Here is an 18597-nt window from a genome sequence, read left to right as displayed (position 1 = left end):
TGGAAGGGACGGCGCCAGGGACAAGACCCGCGCCTAGGGCGCACTGAAGCGGGTGATCCCCGAGCGCGTCAGCACATGCAGCGCACCGTCGGCGCCGACGAGCATGTCCACCGGCGAATCGCCCACGCTGCCGAAGGCATAGGCGGCATGGCCGTTCGTCGCGTCGAGCCGTCCGATCCACCGGTTGCCGTAGTCGGCGAAGAAGTAGTTGCCGCGGTAGCCCGCGGGGAAGGGCCCCGCGTCGGGATAGAACGCGCCGCCGGCGATCGCGAAGCCGACGAAGAAGCCTCCCGGTCCCGAGCCCGCGGGTGATGCAGCGCTGTGCCGGTAGGCGAACAGCGGGGCGGCGATGCCGGCCGCGCTCGTCGGACCCTCGGACGCGGGCCAGCCATGGTCCGCGCCGGCGGCACCGACGTTGATCTCTTCCCAGGTGCCTTCGCCGACATCGTTGATGTGCAGGCGTCCGGTGCCGGGCTGGAAGGCGAAGGTGAACGGGTTGCGCAGGCCGCGCGCCCAGATCGCGCAACGCTGGGTGCCGGCCGTGCCGCAGAACGGGTTGTCCGCGGGGATGGTGCCGTCGTCGTTGAAGCGCAGCATCTTGCCGAAGACATCGGCGAGGTCGGGCGCCCTGGCGCTGTTGGCGTTGTCGCCGACGGCGGCGTAGAGCTTGCCGTCGGGGCCGAAGTGCAGCGCGCCGCCGTTGTGGTTGGTCGCGCCGGACAGGTCGGGCAGGTCCACCAGCACGGTCTCCATGCCGCTCGACACGTCCCCGCTGGCCACCAGGCGGCTGATGCGGTTGTGCGTGCCCGGGCTGGTGGCGGTGTAGTAGACATAGACCCAGCCGTTGCTCGCGAAGTCGGGGTGCAGGGCCACGCCCAGCAGGCCGCGCTCGCCGGCATCGTCGACCTGGAACGTGTGGAAGGGCGTTCCCGTCAGCGCACCATTCCTGACGACGCGCAGCACGCCGCCTTGCTCGCAGACGAAGAATCGGCCGTCCGGGGCCTGCGCGAATGCCGTCGCGCGCGACAGCCCGCTGATCCACTGGAGGCGCGTGAAGCCCGCCGGGGCGACAGCGCTGCCGCCGAAGCTCACGGTCGCAGTGGACCAGGCGGAGCGATGGCCCGCCGCGTCGCGCGCTCGGGCTCGCACCACGTGCTGTCCGGCGGCATAGAGGCCGGTGTCGACGCTGGCCTCATACGGTGCGCTGCCGTCCTCGCCGACCGCGGCGCCGTCGACCTCGAACTCCACGGCGGCCACGTCGCCGGCGGCGGTCGCGGCCAGTGCCAACGCGCCGGTGAGGCCGCCGGCCAGGTCGGCCGGCGTGGTCAGGCTCGCGGACAGCGCGTTGCCGGCCGGCGCGCCGGAGCCGCCGCCGCCGCAGGCGGACAGCGTGGCGACCAAGGCCAGCGCGCTCAGGGTCTTCAAGGGCAGCATGGGGTCCTCCTTTCTGTTGCCGATGGCCATGCGCCAACGGTAAGGACTTGCGGACCGGACCGCACCCCGGCTACGGGTTTGTCCCTGGGGCCCACGTCACTCAGGCGGCAGAGGCCGCGCGATGCTTTCGCTATACCGAAGGGCTCGCCTCGAGCGCAAGGAGACCTCGTGCCCAACGTTCCCGCGGATCGTCCCCACTTCAAGCACTGGCCCAAGCGCCTGCCGCGCGAGCTGGTCGTGCCCGAGACCTCGCTGTGGGTCAACCTGGACGTGTCGGCCCGGCGCTATCCGGACAAGCCGCTGTACCGATTCTTCGGCCGCGAGCTGAGCTTCGCGCAGGCGCGCGAGCAGGCCGAGGCGGTGGCCGGCTGGCTGCAGAGCGTGGGCGTGCAGGCCGGCGACCGCGTGCTGCTGTACATGCAGAACTGCCCGCAGTACGCCGTCGCGTACTACGGCATCCTGCGCGCGAATGCGGTCGTCGTGCCGGTCAACCCGATGAACCGTGCCGACGAGTTCACCCACTACATCACCGACGCCGGGGCGCGCGTCGCCATCTGCGCGGCCGACCTTGCGGGCATCGTGTCGGCCGCCAACGATGCCGTCGGGGACGGCGAGCGGCTGCAGCAGCTGCTGGTCACGCGCTACGCCGACGCGATGCCCGAGGGCGCGATGGCCATGGACGTGGCACCCCCGCCGGCGATGGATGCCTGGCTGCGCAGCGACCCGCCGCTGCCCGCGGGCTGCACCCGGTGGACCGAGGTGCTCGCGCGGCGCCTGCAGCCGGGTCCGCACACCGCGCGGCCCGACGACATGGCGTTGCTGCCCTACACCTCGGGCACCACCGGCCTGCCGAAAGGCTGCATGCACACCCATCGCACGCTGATGCACAACACCATCGGCGGCGGTCTGTGGGGCCACGCCAGCGCCGAGACCGTGAGCCTGGGCGTGGTGCCGATGTTCCACATCACCGGGATGATGTACGGCGTGCTGGGGCCGGTCTACAACGGCAGCACCGTGGTGCTCATGCCGCGCTGGGACCGCGAGCTCGCGGGGCGCCTGATCTCGCGGCACCGCGTGAGCCACTGGACCTGCATCCCGACGATGATCATCGACCTGTTCGGCAGCCCGAACTACGCGAGCTTCGACCTGGGCAGCCTGCGCTATCTGAGCGGCGGCGGCGCGGCGATGCCGCAGGCGGTGGCCGAGCGGCTGCGCGACGAATTCGGCCTGATGTTCGCAGAGGGCTACGGCCTCACCGAGACCGCCGCGCCCAGCCATGCCAATCCGCCTGAATCGCCGAAGCTGCAATGCCTGGGCATGCCGATCTTCGGCGTCGATTCGCGGGTGGTGGATCCGCTCACGCTGCAGGAACTCCCGCCCGGCGAAATCGGCGAGATCATCACCCGCGGTCCCATGGTCTTCCAGGGCTACTGGCGTCACCCCGAGGCGACCCAGGCGGCCTTCGTCGAGTTCGAAGGCAAGCGCTTCTTTCGCACCGGCGACCTCGGCCGCATGGACGAGGACGGCTACTTCTTCATCACGGACCGGCTCAAGCGCATGATCAATGCGAGCGGCTTCAAGGTGTGGCCGGCCGAGGTGGAGCTGCTGCTGTACAAGCACCCGGCCGTGCAGGAAGCCTGTGTCATCTCCGCCCGCGACGCCTACCGCGGCGAGACGGTGAAGGCGGTGGTCGTGCTGCGCGCCGGAGCCGATGCCACCACCGCGGAAGACATCATCAGCTGGGCCAGGGAGCACATGGCGGCGTACAAGGTGCCCAGGCTCGTCGAGTTCGTCGAGGCCTTGCCGAAGTCGGGCGCCGGGAAGGTGCTGTGGCGGGTGCTGCAGGAGCGCGAAGGCTCGCAGGCGGTTGGGTGAGTCCGTGTCACCGCTCTACGCACGCAGCTCGAAGGCGGCGTGCGCCGCGACCTTGCCGTTGACCAGCACCTCCACGCGGTGCGTGCCGCTGAAGTAGCGGCGCGTGGTGATCGGCCTCACCGCGTGCGACTTGCGCAGCACGCGCTGCTCGCCGGCCGCGAGGTCGAGCGCCCACCCCTTGAAGACCTTCGGCGACGTGCTGCCGTTCGCCTTGACGTGGTGCACCGCGTAGTCGATGACGAGCGACTGCGCCTGCCTGCCGCGCGGCTTGAGCGTCACCTCGAGGGTCAGGCTGTCGCCGAGCGCGAGGCGCCGGGGACCGAGCTTGAGCGCCACGTCGCCGCGAAACTCGGCGCCCTGGCCCCAGGCGTGCAGCACGCGCGGGTCGCCGCGCTTGATCAGGCTGCGGCAGGCGTGTCGCAGCAGTGCGCGACGTTGCTGCGATGCGCCCGGCAGGTGCCGCTCGACCCATTCGGCCACGAGGTGCGGGTGGTCCTTGGCGATGTCGTTGAGGTGGTTGGCGACGCTGCGGCGCACGTAGTCGCTGTCGTCGTCCATCAGCGTTTCGAGCAGCGGCAAGGTGGGCGACGGATCGGCGATGAGCGACTTCAGCTGCAGGCCCCAGGGCAGGCGCGGCCGGCTGCCTTCGCTGACGAGGCGGCGCACATGCGGGTCGGGGTCGTGGGCCCAGCGGGCGAGCGTCTCGAACGCGAGCGCGGGGTGGTTGACGATGTAGGGACGGATCGCCCACTCGGCCGTGAAGGCAGGCGTCAGCGCATGCAGCAACTGAAGGCCTCGCTGCGGCGAGGCCTGCCCATGTCGCGCGACGTACTCGCCGACGGGCCACAGCGCCCAGCCGGCCAGGCCGCCGGCGATCGCGCGCTCGAGGACGTCGGCGGCGCTGGCGAAGTCGGGAGGCAGCGTGGACTCGAGCGCCGAAGTCAGGTGCATGGCGCGGGCTTTCAGCTCGAGCGAATCCAGTCCTTCGAGTGCACGGCGCTGGAAACCCCGGCGGTCGAAGGCGGGCCAGGCGGCCTGCAGTCGCGCGCCGATGTTGCGCACCACCACGTCGTTGAGAAGATTCTTGAAAGGTTCCGGCATGGCGATTGCCCGTTCGGAGGGATTCCCGAACAGGGAGGCTGCATGGACACGACCTGCATTGTGGTGGCCCATGAGGGCCGCGCACGGGTGCTCAAGATGCGCCGTCCCTTCCCGGCATGGCCAGGGGCGCGGCGCAGCGGAACCAGCACCGCGGGACTGCGCAACCGGCGCGGCTAACATCGCCCGGATGCGCTTCCTCGTGCTCCTGCTGGTCCTGTACCTGCCCCTCGCCCATGGCGAGCCCCCCAGCGTGTACCTCGAGGACCTCACCTGGACCGAGGTGCGCGACCTGCTGAAGTCGGGCACCACCACCGTCATCGTGCCGGTCGGCGGCACCGAGCAGAACGGACCGGCGGTGGCGCTCGGCAAGCACAACGTGCGCGTGCGCGTGCTCGCCGGCCGCATTGCCTCGGGCCTGGGACAGGCGCTGGTGGCGCCGGTGATCGCCTATGTGCCCGAAGGCGCCGTGCATCCGCCCACCGGCCACATGCGCTTCGCCGGCACGCTGACCATTCCCGACGCCGCGTTCGACAGCACCGTCGAGTACGCCGCGCGCAGTCTGCGCCAGCACGGCTTTCGCCACATCGTGCTCATCGGCGATCACGGCGGCTATCAGAGCAACCTGAAGCGCGTGGCCGACAAGCTCAACCGCGAATGGACCGCCGACACCGCGCGGGTGCACGCGGTCGACGACTACTATCGCGCCTTCGACGCCGACTACACCCGGCTGCTGAAGGACAAGGGCTACAGCGACGACGAGATCGGCCGGCACGCCGGCGTCGCGGACACCTCGCTCGCGATGGCCGTGGATTCGCGTCTGGTGCGGCAGGACAGGCTCGCCTCCAGGCCGAAGCCGGCCGACGGGGCGAACGGTGATCCTGCACGCTCGAGCGCCGAGCTCGGTCAACTGGGCGCCGACCTGATCGTTGGACGAACGATCGCCGCCATCCGGCGCGAGCAATCGCGCCGCTGAAGCCGACACAACAATCACCGAGGAGTTCTGCCTGTGAGATCGAGACTTGCCCTGCTGATCGCCGCCGCCGTTCCTGCCGCCTTCGCGGCCGGCCCCGTCGAGACGGTGCCCGGCATGCCCGCCGTGCCCGATGGCTCCAACCTGTACAGCGAGACGGCGTCCGGCAAGCTGAGCGAATCGGTCAAGGGGCACCTGCCGCGGGTCTACGTGCCCAACCGCCAGTCGAACGACGTGTGGGTCTACGACCCGGCGACGCTGAAGGTGGTCGACAAGTTCAAGGTCGGCGTCAACCCGCAGCACGTCGTGCCGTCGTGGGACATGAAGACCCTGTGGGTGGCCAACAATGCCGAGGGCCGCACCGACGGCAGCCTGACGCCGGTCGATCCCGTCACCGGCAAGCCCGGCACGCAGATCGCGGTGGATGATCCGTACAACATGTACTTCACGCCCGACGGCAAGGAGGCCATCGTCGTCGCCGAGGCCTTCAAGCGGCTGGATTTCCGCGATCCGAAGACGATGGCGCTGAAGTCGTCGCTCCCGACGCCCGAGTGCGACGGCATCAACCACGCCGACTTCTCCATCGACGGCAAGTGGGCCATCTTCACCTGCGAGTTCAAGGGCAAGCTGGTGAAAGTCGACCTGGTCGAGCGCAAGGTGGTCGGCTACCTCAAGCTGTCCAAGGGCAGGATGCCGCAGGACATCCGCGTGTCGCCCGACGGCAGCACCTTCTACGTGGCCGACATGATGGTCGACGGCGTCTTCGTGGTGGACGGCGCGAGCTTCAAGGAGACCGGCTTCATCAAGACGGGCAAGGGCACGCACGGGCTGTATCCGAGCCGTGACGGCAAGAAGCTCTATGTGGCCAACCGCGGCTCGAACAAGGTGTTCGCGGCGCCGGGCGGCCCGGGAAGCGTGTCGGTGATCGACTTCGCCACCCAGAAGGTCGATGCGACCTGGCACATCCCCGGCGGCGGCAGTCCGGACATGGGCAATGTCAGCGAGGACGGCAAGCAGCTGTGGCTGTCGGGCCGCTTCGACAACAAGATCTATGTGTTCGACACGTCGACCGGCAAGGTGACCATCCTGCCGGCGGGCCGCGAGCCGCACGGGCTCACCGTGTGGCCCCAGCCGGGTCGCTATTCACTCGGTCACACCGGCAACATGCGTTGAAAAGGAGAACGGCCGCGACATTCGCGGCCGTTCTTCAAGGCGCTTGCAGGGTCAGCTCTTCGGGTTCTTCACGATCCGCAGATAGGGCCTGGGAGCCTGCCAGCCCTGCGGGAAGAGCTTCTTCGCGTCGTCATCGTTGACCGACGTCACGATGATCACGTCTTCACCCTGCTTCCAGTTCACCGGCGTGGCCACCTTGTGTTCGTGGGTGAGCTGGATCGAGTCGATCACTCGAAGGATCTCGTCGAAGTTGCGGCCGGTGGTCATCGGGTAGGTCAGCATCAGCTTGATCTTCTTGTCGGGACCGATGACGAACACCGAGCGCACGGTGGCATTCGTGGCGGCGGTGCGGCCTTCCGAGGTGCCGCTCTCCTCGGCGGGCAGCATGTTGTACAGCTTGGACACCGCCAGGTCGGTGTCGCCGATCATCGGGTAGTTCGGTGCGTGTCCCTGCGTCTCCTCGATGTCCTTGGCCCAGCGGTCGTGGTTCTCGACCGGGTCGACGCTCAGGCCGATGATCTTCACGTTGCGCTTCTTGAATTCGGGCTCGATCCTGGCCATGTAGCCCAGCTCGGTGGTGCACACCGGCGTGAAGTCCTTGGGGTGCGAGAACAGGACCGCCCAGCTGTCACCGATCCACTGGTGGAAGTTGATGGTTCCCTGAGTGGTCTTCGCCGTGAAGTTCGGCGCGACGTCGTTGATGCGCAGTGACATGACGTTCTCCTCGGTTTCGATGGAAGTCGCAGTGGGGCAGCGATTATTCGCCCCCGCCCTGGTGTTGCCAAGAACACGATGGAAAGAAGCAAAGACGAAAAAATCCGTAACGGGCAGTGATTCGGAAGTGCACGCCAACAAGGGGCCGGCGCAGAATAAATGTGCAAAACGCACATTTATGAGATGAGGTCCGAAATGAAGCTGCGTCAGAAATTGTCGATGGGAGTCGTCGCTGTACTCGGCGCGGCGCTCGTGGCCTGTGGTGGCGGTGGCGGCGACGCGGGCGAGTCCGGGTTCGGCACCGGCACCATGCGTGTTGCGCTGACCGATGCGCCTTCGTGCGGCTATGACGCCGTCAACGTGACGGTCGAGAAAGTGCGCGTGCACAAGAGCAGCAGCGCCGCGGACAGCGATGGCGGATGGTCGGAGGTGGTGCTGAGTCCTGCCAAGCGGGTCGATCTGCTTTCGCTGCAGAACGGCGTGCTGTCCGAACTCGGCCAGACCGCGCTGCCGGCAGGCAAGTACCAGCAGCTGCGCCTCGTGCTGGCCGAGAACAGCAACGCGCAGCCGTTGGCGAATTCGGTGGTGCCGACCGGGGGCACCGAGACGGCGCTCGACACGCCCAGCGCCCAGCAGTCGGGGCTGAAGATGAACGTCGACCTCGACGTCAATGCCGACCAGCTCCTCGACCTGGTGCTCGACTTCGATGCCTGCAAGTCGGTGGTTCGCGCCGGCAACTCCGGCCACTACAAGCTCAAGCCCGTGGTCAGAGTCATCCCGCGCTTCGTCTCCGGCGTCAGCGGGGTGGTGGCGGCCGGCTGGCCTGCGGCGACGACGCAGGTGTCGCTGCAGCAGGACGGGGTGGTGGTGCGCGCCACCGCGCCGGACAACACCGGCAAGTTCATGCTGCAGCCGGTGGCGCCGGGCACTTATGACCTGGTGATTGCCTCGCCCGGGCAGACGACGGTGGTCGTGACGGGGGTTGTCGTCACCGCCGACACCGTCACCGCGCTCAACGCTGCGGCGGCGGCCATCGCGGCGACTGCCAGCGCCAACGGCACCGCGAAGGGCAAGGTCACGACGGGCGCGACCACGATCGATGCGTCCACCCGCGCTGTACAGACGCTCAGCGGCGGTCACACCATCGAGTTGACCGCCGCGCCGGCGGACAGCACCACCGGCGACTACAGCCACACGCTGCCCGTGGCCGCCCCCCTGGTCGCGCCGTTCGTGGCCGCGCCGGGCACGCTGGCGTTCGTGGCCGACACGGCAGTGGCCGGCAAGTACTCGGTGCAGGCCAGCGCGCTCGGGGCCACCAAGACGGCCGGTCCGTTCACGCTGACCTCCGGCGGCACTTCGACGAACGACTTCGTTTTCCCCTGAGCCGTCGACGCGACGGATTGCAGCGCCCCGGCATCCGGGGCGTTTTTTTTGGGGCTGGCGTCAGAAGCCCGAGCCGGGCTCGCGCAGGAAGGAAATCTCCTCGGGCGTCGAGGCACGTCCGAGGATGGCATTGCGATGCGGGAAACGGCCGAAGCGGGCGATGATGTCGCGGTGCCGAACGGCGTACTCGAGCATGCCCTTGGTCTGCGGCGCCGACGCTTCCAGCGCCTCGAACAGCCGCACCGCTTCATGCTGCGCGGCCAGGTTCTCCGCATGCTCGAAGGGCAGGTAGACGAAGGAGCGCCACAAGGGCGGCAGGCCCTGGTCCTGCCCGGAAGCGACCAGCGCCCGGGCGGCTGGCAGCGCCAGCGGATCGCCGGCGAAGGCACGCGGCGTTGCGCGAAAGATGTTGCGGGTGAACTGGTCGAGCAGCAGGATGCGCGCAAGCGCCGATTCGCCTTGCGCGTCCCATTCGCGCAGCCCCCCGGCCAGGGCCTGTTCCACCAGCGTGCCGAAGCGCCCGGCGATCAGCGCATCGAACGCATCGTCCTTGCGGAACCACTCGGCGCGGGCCTGCTCTTCGGTGCCGAACCAGAAGTCCAGCACGGCTGCGGCTGCATCGGGCGGCGTGCTCATCGTCCCGGCCCGAGCTGCTGCCACAGGTAGCTGAACTCCAGTGCCTGGAGGTGCGCGCGCTGCTCGTTGTCGGCCGCGCCGCCGTGGCCGCCTTCGATGTTCTCGTAGTACAGCGGATCGTGGCCCTGGGACAGCATGCGCGCGACCATCTTGCGCGCATGCGCCGGATGCACGCGATCGTCGCGCGTCGAGGTGGTGAACAGCACGCGCGGGTATTTCGCGCCCGGCGCGACGCGGTGGTACGGGCTGTACGTCGCCAGGGTGGCCCATTCCTGCGGGAGGTCGGGGTTGCCGTACTCGGCCATCCACGATGCACCCGCCAGCAGCTTGTGGAAGCGCCGCATGTCGAGCAGCGGGACCTGGCAGACCACCGCATTGAACAGCTCGGGCCGCTGCGTGAACACGGCGCCGACCAGCAGGCCGCCGTTGCTGCCGCCCTCGATGCCGAGGTGGCGCGGCGACGTGATCTTGTGGGCGATCAGGTCTTCGGCCACGGCGATGAAGTCGTCGTAGCTGCGCTGGCGATGCTCCTTCAGCGCGGCCTGGTGCCACGCGGGACCGAACTCCCCGCCGCCGCGGATGTTGGCCACGACGAAGACGCCGCCACGCTGGTACCAGCCGCGGCCTATGCCGCCCGAATACCAGGGGTTCAGCGACACCTCGAAGCCGCCGTAGCCATACAGCAGGGTCGGGTTGCGGCCGTCGGCCTGCGCCCCCGGCGGCCAGACGACGAAGTAGGGCACGCGGGTGCCGTCCCTGGAGGTGGCGAAGCGCTGCTCGACGCGCATGCCTTGCGCGTCGAACAGCGGGCGGCGCGACTTCAGCAGCTCGCGCTCGTCGCTGCCCGCCTTCGCGAGGAACAGCGAGTCGGGCGTGAGGAAGTCGGTGTAGCTGAGCAGGTAGTGATTGGCCAGCGGATCGTCGGCGATCAGCACGTCGTGCAGCCCGGTCACGCCCAGCGTGCCGGGGAAGGGCGCACGCACCTCGCTGAACTCGAAGTCGCTGCTGCCGCGACGGGTCCATTGCTCGAGCTTGCTTGCCACGTTCTCGAGCACGTCGACGAGCACGTGGTCGCGCGTCGTGGTGTAGCCGGCGAGCGAGCGCGTCGCGGTGGGCGTGAACAGCGCCTTCAGCCGGCGCTCGCCGCGCAGATAGCCCGCCGCATCAGCGACCAGCAGCGAGCCGCCGGGAAAGCGCATGCCGCCGGCTTCGAAGTCGCTGCGCAAGGACAGCAGCAGCGTGTCGCGCATGAAGTGGATCGATGCATCGCTGGGCACGTCGAGCGCGACGAGGCGGTCGCCCTGCAGCAGCAGCGTCTCGCGGCGATAGAAGTCGATCGAGCGGATGAACACCGTGCGCTCGAAGCCCGGTGTGCGGTCCAGCCAAACGCCCACGGAGACGTCGCTCGCCTGGCCTTCGAACACCGTCGCCGCCGAAGCGAGCGGGGTGCCGCGCCGCCAGCGCTTGACGATGCGCGGGTAGCCCGACTCCGTCATCGATCCGGGGCCGAAGTCCGTCGCGACGTACAGCGTGTCGGCGTCTATCCATTCCACGTCCGACTTGGCCTCGGGCAGCGTGAAGCCGCCGTCGACGAAGCGCTTGTCGACAACGTCGAATTCGCGCACCACCTTGGCATCGGCGCCGCCGCGCGACAGCGACAGCAGGCAGCGGCGATAGCTCGGCCCGTGGCAGGTGGCGCCGCCCCAGACCCAGTTCTCGCCCTCGGCCTTGGCCAGTGCATCGAGGTCGAGCAGGGTGTCCCAGCGAGGCTCGCCGAGCCGGTATTCGGCCAGCGTGGTGCGGCGCCACAGCCCGCGCTTGTGGACCTCGTCCTGCCAGAAGTTGTAGAGCCACTCGCCGCGCCGCGACACGTACGGGATGCGGTCCTTCGAATTGAGCACGTCCAGCACCTGGGCGCGAATGGGTGCGTATTCGGGCCGTGCCGTCAGTTCCCTTTGCGACAGCGCGTTGCGCTCGCGCACCCACGCCAGTGCCCGTTCGCCCTCCACGTCCTCCAGCCACAGAAAGGGGTCGTCGGCGGGCGGCGGTGCAGCAGTGTGTTCGGACATGGTGGTGCAGGCGCAGAGAAGGACGGCCGCGGCCCAGACGGCGCCGCGAATCGGGAGTCGGGTCATCGCTGGATCATCAGACGCTCAGTGACTGCGTTTCAGGGTGTTGGCGCATGTAGTGCCGCGCGTACGAGCACTGTGCATCCACGCGCAGGCCATGCTCTCGGGCGTGGGCGAGGGCGGCGCTCACGAGCCGCGCGGCGATGCCGCGTCCCTGGACCGGCTCCGGCACCTCGGTGTGCGTCATCACGATGACGCGGTCGTGCAGCCGGTAGTCCGCGACGCAGAGGTGGCCCTCGACTTCGGCCTCGAAGCGGCTTTGCCGCGGGTTGTGTCGAACGTGGATCGTCATTCGCTGATTGTTCCAGCCGGCAGAGGTCATGCTGCCGCGGAGGTCTTTGGACGGGCGACGGTCAGCTGCCGCCGTACAGCCGGGTCGGCGTGATCTCGACCGAGCGCTCGCCGTCGCCAATCCAGACGTTGCCGTCCTGCACGGTCACCTGCAGTTGCATGGTGCGTTGGGCGAGCGCGGCCAGCGCCTCGCTCTGGTCCGCGGCCACTTGCCAGATGTCGAGATTGGCGGCCCGCGTGATCTTGGTCGCGATGCCGGCCCACCAGACCGGCGTGCTGGCGCTGAAGGTATAGACGCTGACGCGCGCCGAGCGGGGACTCGCGCGCATCAGCCGCCGATCGTCAGGCTGGCCGACGTCGATCCAGTGCTCGATCTGGCCGGTGAGGTCGCGCCGCCACAGCGCAGGCTCGTCGGTGTCCCACAAGTCCTTGGCGAACTCGAGCGCGCCGTGGTCGTTGTCGGCGGGCGCGTTGAGCGCATAGGCGAGCAGCCGGATCATCATCCGCTCGTCGGTCTCGGACGGATGGCGCGCGATTGTCACGCCGTGGTCGCCGTAGACGCTGCGGTCCATGTCGGCGATCTGCAGGTTGGCTTTGTAGATGGTGGCCTTGAGTGCCATGGTGCTTCCGGTGGGGAGCGGCGATTAGACCATCCGCGACGACAATCGGGCGCATGCCAAGGAGTGGACGATGAGCCTGAAGAAGACCGATCTCGCGAAGAACCTCGCGCTGAAGATCAATGGCCGAATGAAGGCCGCCGGCGTGCCGGGCCGCTTCGCACAGGGCGCCGGCGAGGTAATCGACCGGCGCGAGCAGCGGCGGCGCGACGCGGCTGCCGGCCTGGTGCCCTTCGCCTGCAAGCTGCCGGCCGAGCTGGTCAAGCAGATCAACGACCGTGCCGCCGCTCACGAAGGCGGCGTCAACGGCGTCGTCGCGGAGCTGCTTCGCGATGCGCTGGCGTGATGCCCGTCAACCGTAGACGGTGACCACCTGGTAGGCCAGCGCGGCCAGCGCGCCGCTGGGTGCCCACAGCGTCGACTGCTGGTTCACGTAGCCGTCGCTGGCCGCGATGACCAGGTTGTCGGCGCGCCAGTGCCCGTGCAGCGTGTCCTCCGCGTTCAGCGGTCGCAGCTCGAGCGCCCATGACACCGAGCTCGCCGGCGAAGGCTGGCCGAAGAAGCTCAGCGCCGGACTGGGCGAGGCATCTGCCAACAGCACCGTCATCAGCTCCGGTTCGATGTGCGCCGCGTCTGCGTCGGCCAGGCGAAGGTGAATGCTGGCGCGCCATCCCGGCGTCGCGCTGAACGGCGGGCCGCCCTCCGCCCAGCGCATGTCCATGTGTGCCACGAAGTTGGGTCTGTGGCCGGCGACGTGCTTCGCGGCCGGCAGGTCCTCCGCGCGCCTGGCCGGCGCGGGCCGCTGCGGCTGCAACGCGCGCAGCGTGGACTGCCGCGGCGTACCGAACACGCCGATCATCAGCGCGACGGTCTCGCCGCCTTGCCGCACGCTCGCCTGCACCTGCCGCACGTTGCGGCCCTCGCGCAGGACCTGCACCGCGACCGCCAGGGCGCCCGCGCCGACCGGTGCGATGAAATTGACCTGCATGGCACGCAGGCTCACGTCGGCCGGCCAGGCCGCGCCGGCGATGTCGCGCATCGCCTGCACCGCGAACACCGAGACCAGGCCGCCGAACGACGTGCGCCCCTGCATCCAGTCTTGCGGAATGTCGAAGTTCACGTCGACGCCGCGGCGCTCGCGGCGCGCCAGCAGCGCGGAAAGGGGCGTGAGGTTCATCCGCGCATTATCGAAAGGGCGGTGGGAACCCGCTGTTGCATCGGCGACAGCGTGGGCCGCCTACTTGCCGAACAGCCCCTTGACGCGGTCGCCCAGCGACTTGATCGCGCGGTCGAACGACAGGCTCGCGACCAGCCGCTGGCTGAGCGCGCGCGCCACGATCTCACCCAGCTGGCCCGGCGTGACGCCGCCCTGAGCGCGGCCCACGTTGCGCAGGGTGATGTCGGGCAGCGTGGCCGACATCGTGTTGCCGCCCAGTGCCGCGGTGCTGGCCTGCGCGCGCGCATGGCGGATCGTCAGCTCCTCGACGATGAGCTTGCGCCCCGGGCTGCTGCCGGCGCTGCCGCCCCCGCTGGCCGGGCCGAGCGAGCGTGCGATGTTGCGCTGGATGGCGTCGAAGTTGGTCATGGTGTCGCCCTTCTCGTAGATCACGTCGGGCGACTCGATGACGATGCGCTTGATCACGACCACCGGGTCGGCCAGCGTGCGAATGTCGACGGCGACGTCGATGATGCCGACCTTCAGCGCATGCGGCGTGCGAAAGCCGGCGGGATTGCCGACCACCAGGCCACGAATCACCCCGGCGCCGTCGGTGCTTCGGATCTGAACTTCGTCGACCGACACGCGCGCCTGCGTCATCTGGCTGCCGTAGTGCCCGATGGCACGCTTGACGATGGCGTCGAGGTTGCCGTGCAGCCACCAGCCGATGCCGCCGAACAGCAACACGAGCAGCAGCAGGCCGCTGCCGAGCCACTTCTGCCACGCTTTCATCGGTTCACGAAGACCGGGTTCCTGCCCATGTCGGCGTTGATCGTCCACGTGACCTTGGTGCCGTCGCCTGAGACGATCAGCAGCCACTTCACGATCCTCATCGGTTCCTCCCGCGGTCATCGGTGTACGAGGCTGGGGAGTCTGCACCGGATGCGCGGGGGCTTCAATGGCAGGGGCCTTGCCGCCCCTTCGCCGCAAGGCGCGGGCGCCCGATGCATCATCGCGGCAGGAGGGCACGCGCGTGGCAGACGACCTGGACCTGTTCGTGATCGGCGGCGGAAGCGGCGGCGTCCGTGCCGCCCGCATGGCGGCGCAGCGCGGCGCCAAGGTGGCGGTGGCCGAGATGGGCGCGCTGGGCGGCACCTGCGTGAATGTCGGCTGCATCCCGAAGAAGCTGTACAGCTACGCCGCGCACTTCTCCGAAGCCTTCGAGGAGGCCCACGGCTTCGGCTGGCCGGTCAAGCGCCCCGAGTTCGACTGGGAGCTGCTGAAGTCCAACCGCGCGTTGGAGATCGAGCGGCTCAACTCCGTGTACGAGGCGGTGCTGCTGGCCGCGCAGGCGACCCTGCTGCGCGGCCGGGCCCGCATCGTGTCGCCGCACGAGGTCGTCGTGGACGGACAGCGCTTTCGCGCCCGGCACATCCTCGTCGCGACGGGCGCCCATCCGCTGCAGGCGCAGATGCCGGGGGCCGAGCATGCGGTCAGCTCCAACGAGATGTTCGACCTGCCGCGCTTTCCGCAGCGGCTGATCGTCGTCGGAGGCGGCTACATCGCCTGCGAGATGGCGTCGATCTTCCGCGGGCTCGGTGCGCAGGTCACGCAGCTGGTGCGTGGCTCGCGGCTGCTGCGCGGCTTCGACGACGACGCGGCTGCCTTCCTGGCGGTCGAGATGGGCAAGAAGGGCGTCGACATCCGGCTCGGCACGCACGTGCAGCGCATCGGCCGCGAAGGCGACACGCTGCACCTCACGCAGCACGACGGCCAGGTGCTGGAGGCCGACACCGTGCTGATGGCGACCGGACGCGTCGCCAACACGCAGGGACTGGGCCTCGAGGACGCGGGCGTCGCGCTGGGGCAGCGCGGGGAGGTGATCGTCGATGCGCACTATCGGACGAACGTGCCCTCCATCCTGGCCCTGGGCGACGTGACCGACCGGATCCAGTTGACGCCGGTGGCGCTGGGTGAAGCCATGGTGCTGGTCGACCGCCTGTTCGGGCCCGGCAAGCGCCGGATGGACTACGAGCTGATCCCGACGACGGTGTTCACCCATCCCAACCTCGGCACCGTCGGCCTCACCGAGAGCGAGGCGCGCCAACGCCATGCAGCGGTGCGCACCTACGTCAGCGAATTCCGCTCGCTCAAGCACACCCTGTCCGGCAGCAGCGAACGCACGCTGATGAAGCTGGTGGTCGACGATGCGACCGATCGCGTCGTCGGCCTGCACATGGTCGGCGCGGATGCCGGCGAGACGGTTCAGGGCTTCGCGGTGGCGCTGCGCGCCGGCGCGACGAAGGCGGTGTTCGACTCGACGGTCGGCATCCATCCGACGGCAGCCGAGGAGTTCGTGACCATGCGCGAGCCGGCGGCACGGTGAGCCTTTGAAACAGGCCCGCCCGCGAGGGGTTGGGCATGGTGGCATGATGCGCGCCGCACCTTGTCCGACCCCGAGGAATCCCAGATGTCGTCCCCCCGCCTCCTGTCGCCGGCGCTGCTCGCCGGCATGCTGCTGTCCGTCGCTGCCGTGCAGGCCGCCGACCCGCCGAAGGGCACTGCTCCCAAGGGCAAGTCCCTGCTGCTCAGCCGCAGCGAGCTGCGCGAATGCATGGCGATGCAGGACCGCATCAAGGCCAAGCGCGAGGAGACGGTGAAGCTGCAGTCGCAGCTCACGCAGGAAAAGGAAGAGATCGCACGCCGCGCCGACGAGATGAAGGAGCAGCTCGTGTCGCTGGATCGCAGCAGCAAGGAGCAGGTGGACCAGTACAACGCGAGAGCCGCCGAGCGCGACAAGATGATCGACGACTACCAGGCCCGCTCCAACAGCTTCAATGCCCAGGTCGACGCGCTCAATGCGCAGCGCGATGCCTGGACCCGCGACTGCGGCAACAAGCGATTCGACGAGGCCGACGAGATCGCGATCAAGAAGGAAAAGGGGCAGTGATCCCGCGTCGCGACGGGTGCAAGGCGACGAAATGCCACTCGCCCCTGGTGATCGACACGTCCCTAGAATGGCCGCTCTCCCACCCCGAGAGCCGCCATGAGCCTTGCCACGAGCAATCCGCTGCTTGCCCCCTGGAGCACGCCGTACGGCCTGCCGCCTTTCGCTGAGGTCTCGCCGGAGCATTTCCGGCCTGCCTTCGACGAAGCGCTGAAGATCCAGCGCGACGAGATCGAGGCGATCGCTGCTTCGCCCGAGCCGCCCACGTTCGAGAACACGGTGGCCGCCTTCGACCGCAGCGGACGGCTGCTGGCGCGGCTCGACGGCCTGTTCTACAACCTCACGTCGTCGGAAACCTCGCAGGCGCTGCAGGCGGTCGAGATGGAGCTGGCGCCGGTCATGGCCGCGCACAGCAGCGCCATCTACATGCACGAGGGGCTCTTTCGCCGCATCGATGCCTTGCATGCGCAGCGCGAAGCGCTGGCCCTCAGCGCCGAGCAGCGGCGCTTCCTGGAGCGGCTGCACCTCGACTTCGTGCGCGCCGGCGCCAAGCTCGCGCCCGCGGCGCAGTCGCGCTACGCGCAGGTGATGGAGCGGCTTGCCGAGCTCACCACGCGCTTCTCGCAGAACGTGCTGGCCGACGAGTCGAGCTACCGCCTCGTGTTGCGCACGGAACAGGACTTCGCCGGCCTGCCCGATTTCGTGCGCGCTGCCGCGCGCCAGGCGGCTGCCGACCGCGGTATCGCGGATGCCGGTGTGGTCACGCTGTCGCGATCGCACATCGTGCCCTTCCTGACCTTCTCCGACCGGCGCGATCTGCGCGAGCAGGCCTACCGGGCCTGGACCACGCGCGGCGAGCACGAAGGCGTGCACGACAACCGGCCGGTGGCGCGCGAGATCCTCGCCTTGCGCAACGAGCAGGCGCGACTGCACGGCCACGCCAGCTATGCCGACTACGCGCTGGCCGACACCATGGCCGGCCGCGCGAGCGCCGTGAACGAGCTGCTGAACCAGGTCTGGCAGCCGGCCAAGGCCAGCGCCGAGCGGGAGCGTCAGGCGCTCCAGGCCATGGTGCTGTCGCGTGGCGAAACGCTGCAGATCGAGGCCTGGGACTGGCGCTACTACGCCGAGAAGGTGCGCCAGGCGCGCTACGAGCTCGACGAAGCGGAGGTCAAGCCCTACTTCCCGCTCGATCGCATGGTCGAGGCCGCCTTCGATTGCGCTCATCGGCTGTTCGGACTGCGCTTCGTGGCGCAGCCGCAGGCAGCCGCCTACCACCCCGACGTCAAGGTCTACGAAGTGCGGTCCGCCGACGATGCACTGGTCGGCGTGTTCCTGCACGACAACTTCGCGCGCGCCAGCAAGCGCAGCGGCGCGTGGATGAGCTCGTTTCGCAACCAGTCGCGCTCGGGCGGCGAGGTCACCCCGATCATCGTCAACAACAACAATTTCGCGAAGGCGGCGCCGGGCGAGCCCACGCTGCTGAGCTTCGACGACGCGCGCACGTTGTTCCACGAATTCGGCCACGGCCTGCACGGGCTGCTCTCCGACGTGACCTACGAGCGCCTTTCCGGCACCAACGTGCTGCGCGACTTCGTCGAGCTGCCGTCGCAGCTCTTCGAGCACTGGCTGTCAGAGCCTGAAGTGCTCAAGCGGCATGCGCGCCATCATCGAAGCGGCGAACCCATTCCCGACGACCTCGTGCGGCGCCTTCAGGCTGCTCGCAACTTCAACCAGGGCTACGAGACCGTGCGCTACACCGCATCGGCGCTGGTCGACATGGCGGTGCATTCGCTCACCGCGGCCGAGGGCCCCGACATCGCGGCCTTCGAGGCGGCCGAACTGCAGCGCATCGGCATGCCGCCCGGGATCGGCATGAACCACCGGCTGCCGCACTTCCAGCACCTGTTTTCCGGCTCCAGCTATGCCGCGGGCTACTACGTGTACCTGTGGGCGGAGGTTCTGGACGCAGACGGATTCGATGCCTTCGTGGAGGCGGGCAATCCATTCGATGTGCAAGTGGCGAAGCGGCTGCGGCAGTACATCTATTCGTCAGGCGACTCGATGGAGCCGTCGGCGGCGTACCAGGCGTTTCGCGGACGCGCAGCGACGGTGGGCCCCATGCTGCGCAAGAAGGGGTTGGTGCAGACGCCTGCACCCGCTTGATGCCC

17 protein-coding genes are annotated in these 18597 nt (G+C 68.9%); 8 read left to right on the top strand and 9 right to left on the bottom strand.

The window, feature by feature from the left end:
• Window positions 1–33: 33 nt before the first annotated feature.
• The gene (locus P7V53_RS18610) at window positions 34–1434 is read right to left on the bottom strand and encodes a PQQ-dependent sugar dehydrogenase (protein ID WP_280151006.1); all 1401 of its coding nucleotides are present in this window, start codon (window positions 1432–1434) and stop codon (window positions 34–36) included.
• A 168-nt stretch (window positions 1435–1602) separates the two neighbouring features.
• On the opposite strand from P7V53_RS18610, the gene P7V53_RS18605 reads away from it, so the two are divergent.
• Window positions 1603–3309, top strand: coding sequence for a long-chain fatty acid--CoA ligase (locus P7V53_RS18605; RefSeq protein ID WP_280151005.1), 1707 nt, complete (start codon window positions 1603–1605; stop codon window positions 3307–3309).
• Between the two features lie 15 nt (window positions 3310–3324).
• Here the strand turns inward: P7V53_RS18605 and P7V53_RS18600 are convergent, their stop codons facing one another.
• A complete protein-coding gene (locus tag P7V53_RS18600) occupies window positions 3325–4410 on the bottom strand; it encodes a DNA alkylation repair protein (protein ID WP_280151004.1) in 1086 nt (361 codons plus the stop codon).
• Between the two features lie 187 nt (window positions 4411–4597).
• On the opposite strand from P7V53_RS18600, the gene P7V53_RS18595 reads away from it, so the two are divergent.
• Together P7V53_RS18595 and P7V53_RS18590 are read left to right on the top strand one after the other, a co-directional pair.
• Entirely contained in the window at window positions 4598–5383 is a 786-nt protein-coding gene (locus P7V53_RS18595; RefSeq protein ID WP_280151003.1) for a creatininase family protein, read from the top strand.
• Window positions 5384–5497: 114 nt separating this feature from the next.
• Window positions 5498–6553: a YncE family protein gene (locus P7V53_RS18590; RefSeq protein WP_280156554.1), complete on the top strand. Its 1056-nt coding sequence runs from the start codon at window positions 5498–5500 to the stop codon at window positions 6551–6553.
• 51 nt (window positions 6554–6604) lie between these two features.
• On the opposite strand, the gene P7V53_RS18585 is transcribed toward P7V53_RS18590, so the two are convergent.
• On the bottom strand, window positions 6605–7267 hold the full coding sequence (locus P7V53_RS18585) for a peroxiredoxin (protein ID WP_280151002.1): 663 nt from the start codon (window positions 7265–7267) through the stop codon (window positions 6605–6607).
• A 219-nt stretch (window positions 7268–7486) separates the two neighbouring features.
• On the opposite strand from P7V53_RS18585, the gene P7V53_RS18580 reads away from it, so the two are divergent.
• Window positions 7487–8650, top strand: coding sequence for a DUF4382 domain-containing protein (locus tag P7V53_RS18580; protein WP_280151001.1), 1164 nt, complete (start codon window positions 7487–7489; stop codon window positions 8648–8650).
• Between the two features lie 60 nt (window positions 8651–8710).
• Here P7V53_RS18580 and P7V53_RS18575 read toward each other — a convergent pair whose 3' ends face one another.
• From P7V53_RS18575 to P7V53_RS18560, 4 genes are all read right to left on the bottom strand, one after another.
• Window positions 8711–9286 carry a DUF924 family protein gene (locus P7V53_RS18575; protein WP_280151000.1) on the bottom strand — a complete coding sequence of 192 codons (576 nt, stop codon included), beginning with the start codon at window positions 9284–9286 and terminating at the stop codon, window positions 8711–8713.
• The gene (locus P7V53_RS18570; protein WP_348273437.1) at window positions 9283–11421 is read right to left on the bottom strand and encodes a prolyl oligopeptidase family serine peptidase; all 2139 of its coding nucleotides are present in this window, start codon (window positions 11419–11421) and stop codon (window positions 9283–9285) included. Before P7V53_RS18570 ends, P7V53_RS18575 begins: the two co-directional genes overlap by 4 nt.
• Window positions 11422–11431: 10 nt before the next feature.
• Window positions 11432–11707, bottom strand: coding sequence for a GNAT family N-acetyltransferase (locus tag P7V53_RS18565; RefSeq protein WP_280150999.1), 276 nt, complete (start codon window positions 11705–11707; stop codon window positions 11432–11434).
• A 61-nt stretch (window positions 11708–11768) separates the two neighbouring features.
• Window positions 11769–12326, bottom strand: coding sequence for a YaeQ family protein (locus P7V53_RS18560; protein WP_280150998.1), 558 nt, complete (start codon window positions 12324–12326; stop codon window positions 11769–11771).
• A 70-nt stretch (window positions 12327–12396) separates the two neighbouring features.
• Between P7V53_RS18560 and P7V53_RS18555 the strand changes: the two genes are divergently transcribed.
• Window positions 12397–12669 (top strand): hypothetical protein, encoded by a 273-nt coding sequence (locus P7V53_RS18555; protein ID WP_280150997.1) that lies wholly within the window; start codon window positions 12397–12399, stop codon window positions 12667–12669.
• 6 nt (window positions 12670–12675) lie between these two features.
• Here the strand turns inward: P7V53_RS18555 and P7V53_RS18550 are convergent, their stop codons facing one another.
• Together P7V53_RS18550 and P7V53_RS18545 are read right to left on the bottom strand one after the other, a co-directional pair.
• Window positions 12676–13500 carry a thioesterase family protein gene (locus tag P7V53_RS18550; protein WP_280150996.1) on the bottom strand — a complete coding sequence of 275 codons (825 nt, stop codon included), beginning with the start codon at window positions 13498–13500 and terminating at the stop codon, window positions 12676–12678.
• Between the two features lie 60 nt (window positions 13501–13560).
• Window positions 13561–14271, bottom strand: a complete 711-nt coding sequence (locus tag P7V53_RS18545) for a hypothetical protein (RefSeq protein ID WP_280150995.1) — start codon at window positions 14269–14271, stop codon at window positions 13561–13563.
• Between the two features lie 241 nt (window positions 14272–14512).
• Between P7V53_RS18545 and gorA the strand changes: the two genes are divergently transcribed.
• The 3 genes from gorA to P7V53_RS18530 all read left to right on the top strand — a co-directional run bounded on the left by gorA (window position 14513) and on the right by P7V53_RS18530 (window position 18592).
• Complete coding sequence (gorA, locus tag P7V53_RS18540; protein ID WP_280150994.1) at window positions 14513–15865, top strand: glutathione-disulfide reductase; 1353 nt, start codon at window positions 14513–14515, stop codon at window positions 15863–15865.
• Window positions 15866–15949: 84 nt separating this feature from the next.
• Entirely contained in the window at window positions 15950–16429 is a 480-nt protein-coding gene (locus P7V53_RS18535) for a hypothetical protein (RefSeq protein ID WP_280150993.1), read from the top strand.
• Window positions 16430–16525: 96 nt separating this feature from the next.
• A complete protein-coding gene (locus P7V53_RS18530; RefSeq protein ID WP_280150992.1) occupies window positions 16526–18592 on the top strand; it encodes a M3 family metallopeptidase in 2067 nt (688 codons plus the stop codon).
• The last annotated feature ends 5 nt before the right edge of the window (window positions 18593–18597 follow it).

Source organism: Piscinibacter sp. XHJ-5, assembly GCF_029855045.1.
Lineage (GTDB): Bacteria > Pseudomonadota > Gammaproteobacteria > Burkholderiales > Burkholderiaceae_C > Albitalea.
The sequence above is the reverse complement of the archived record's forward strand: the minus strand, read 5'-3'. Positions and strand labels throughout refer to the sequence as shown.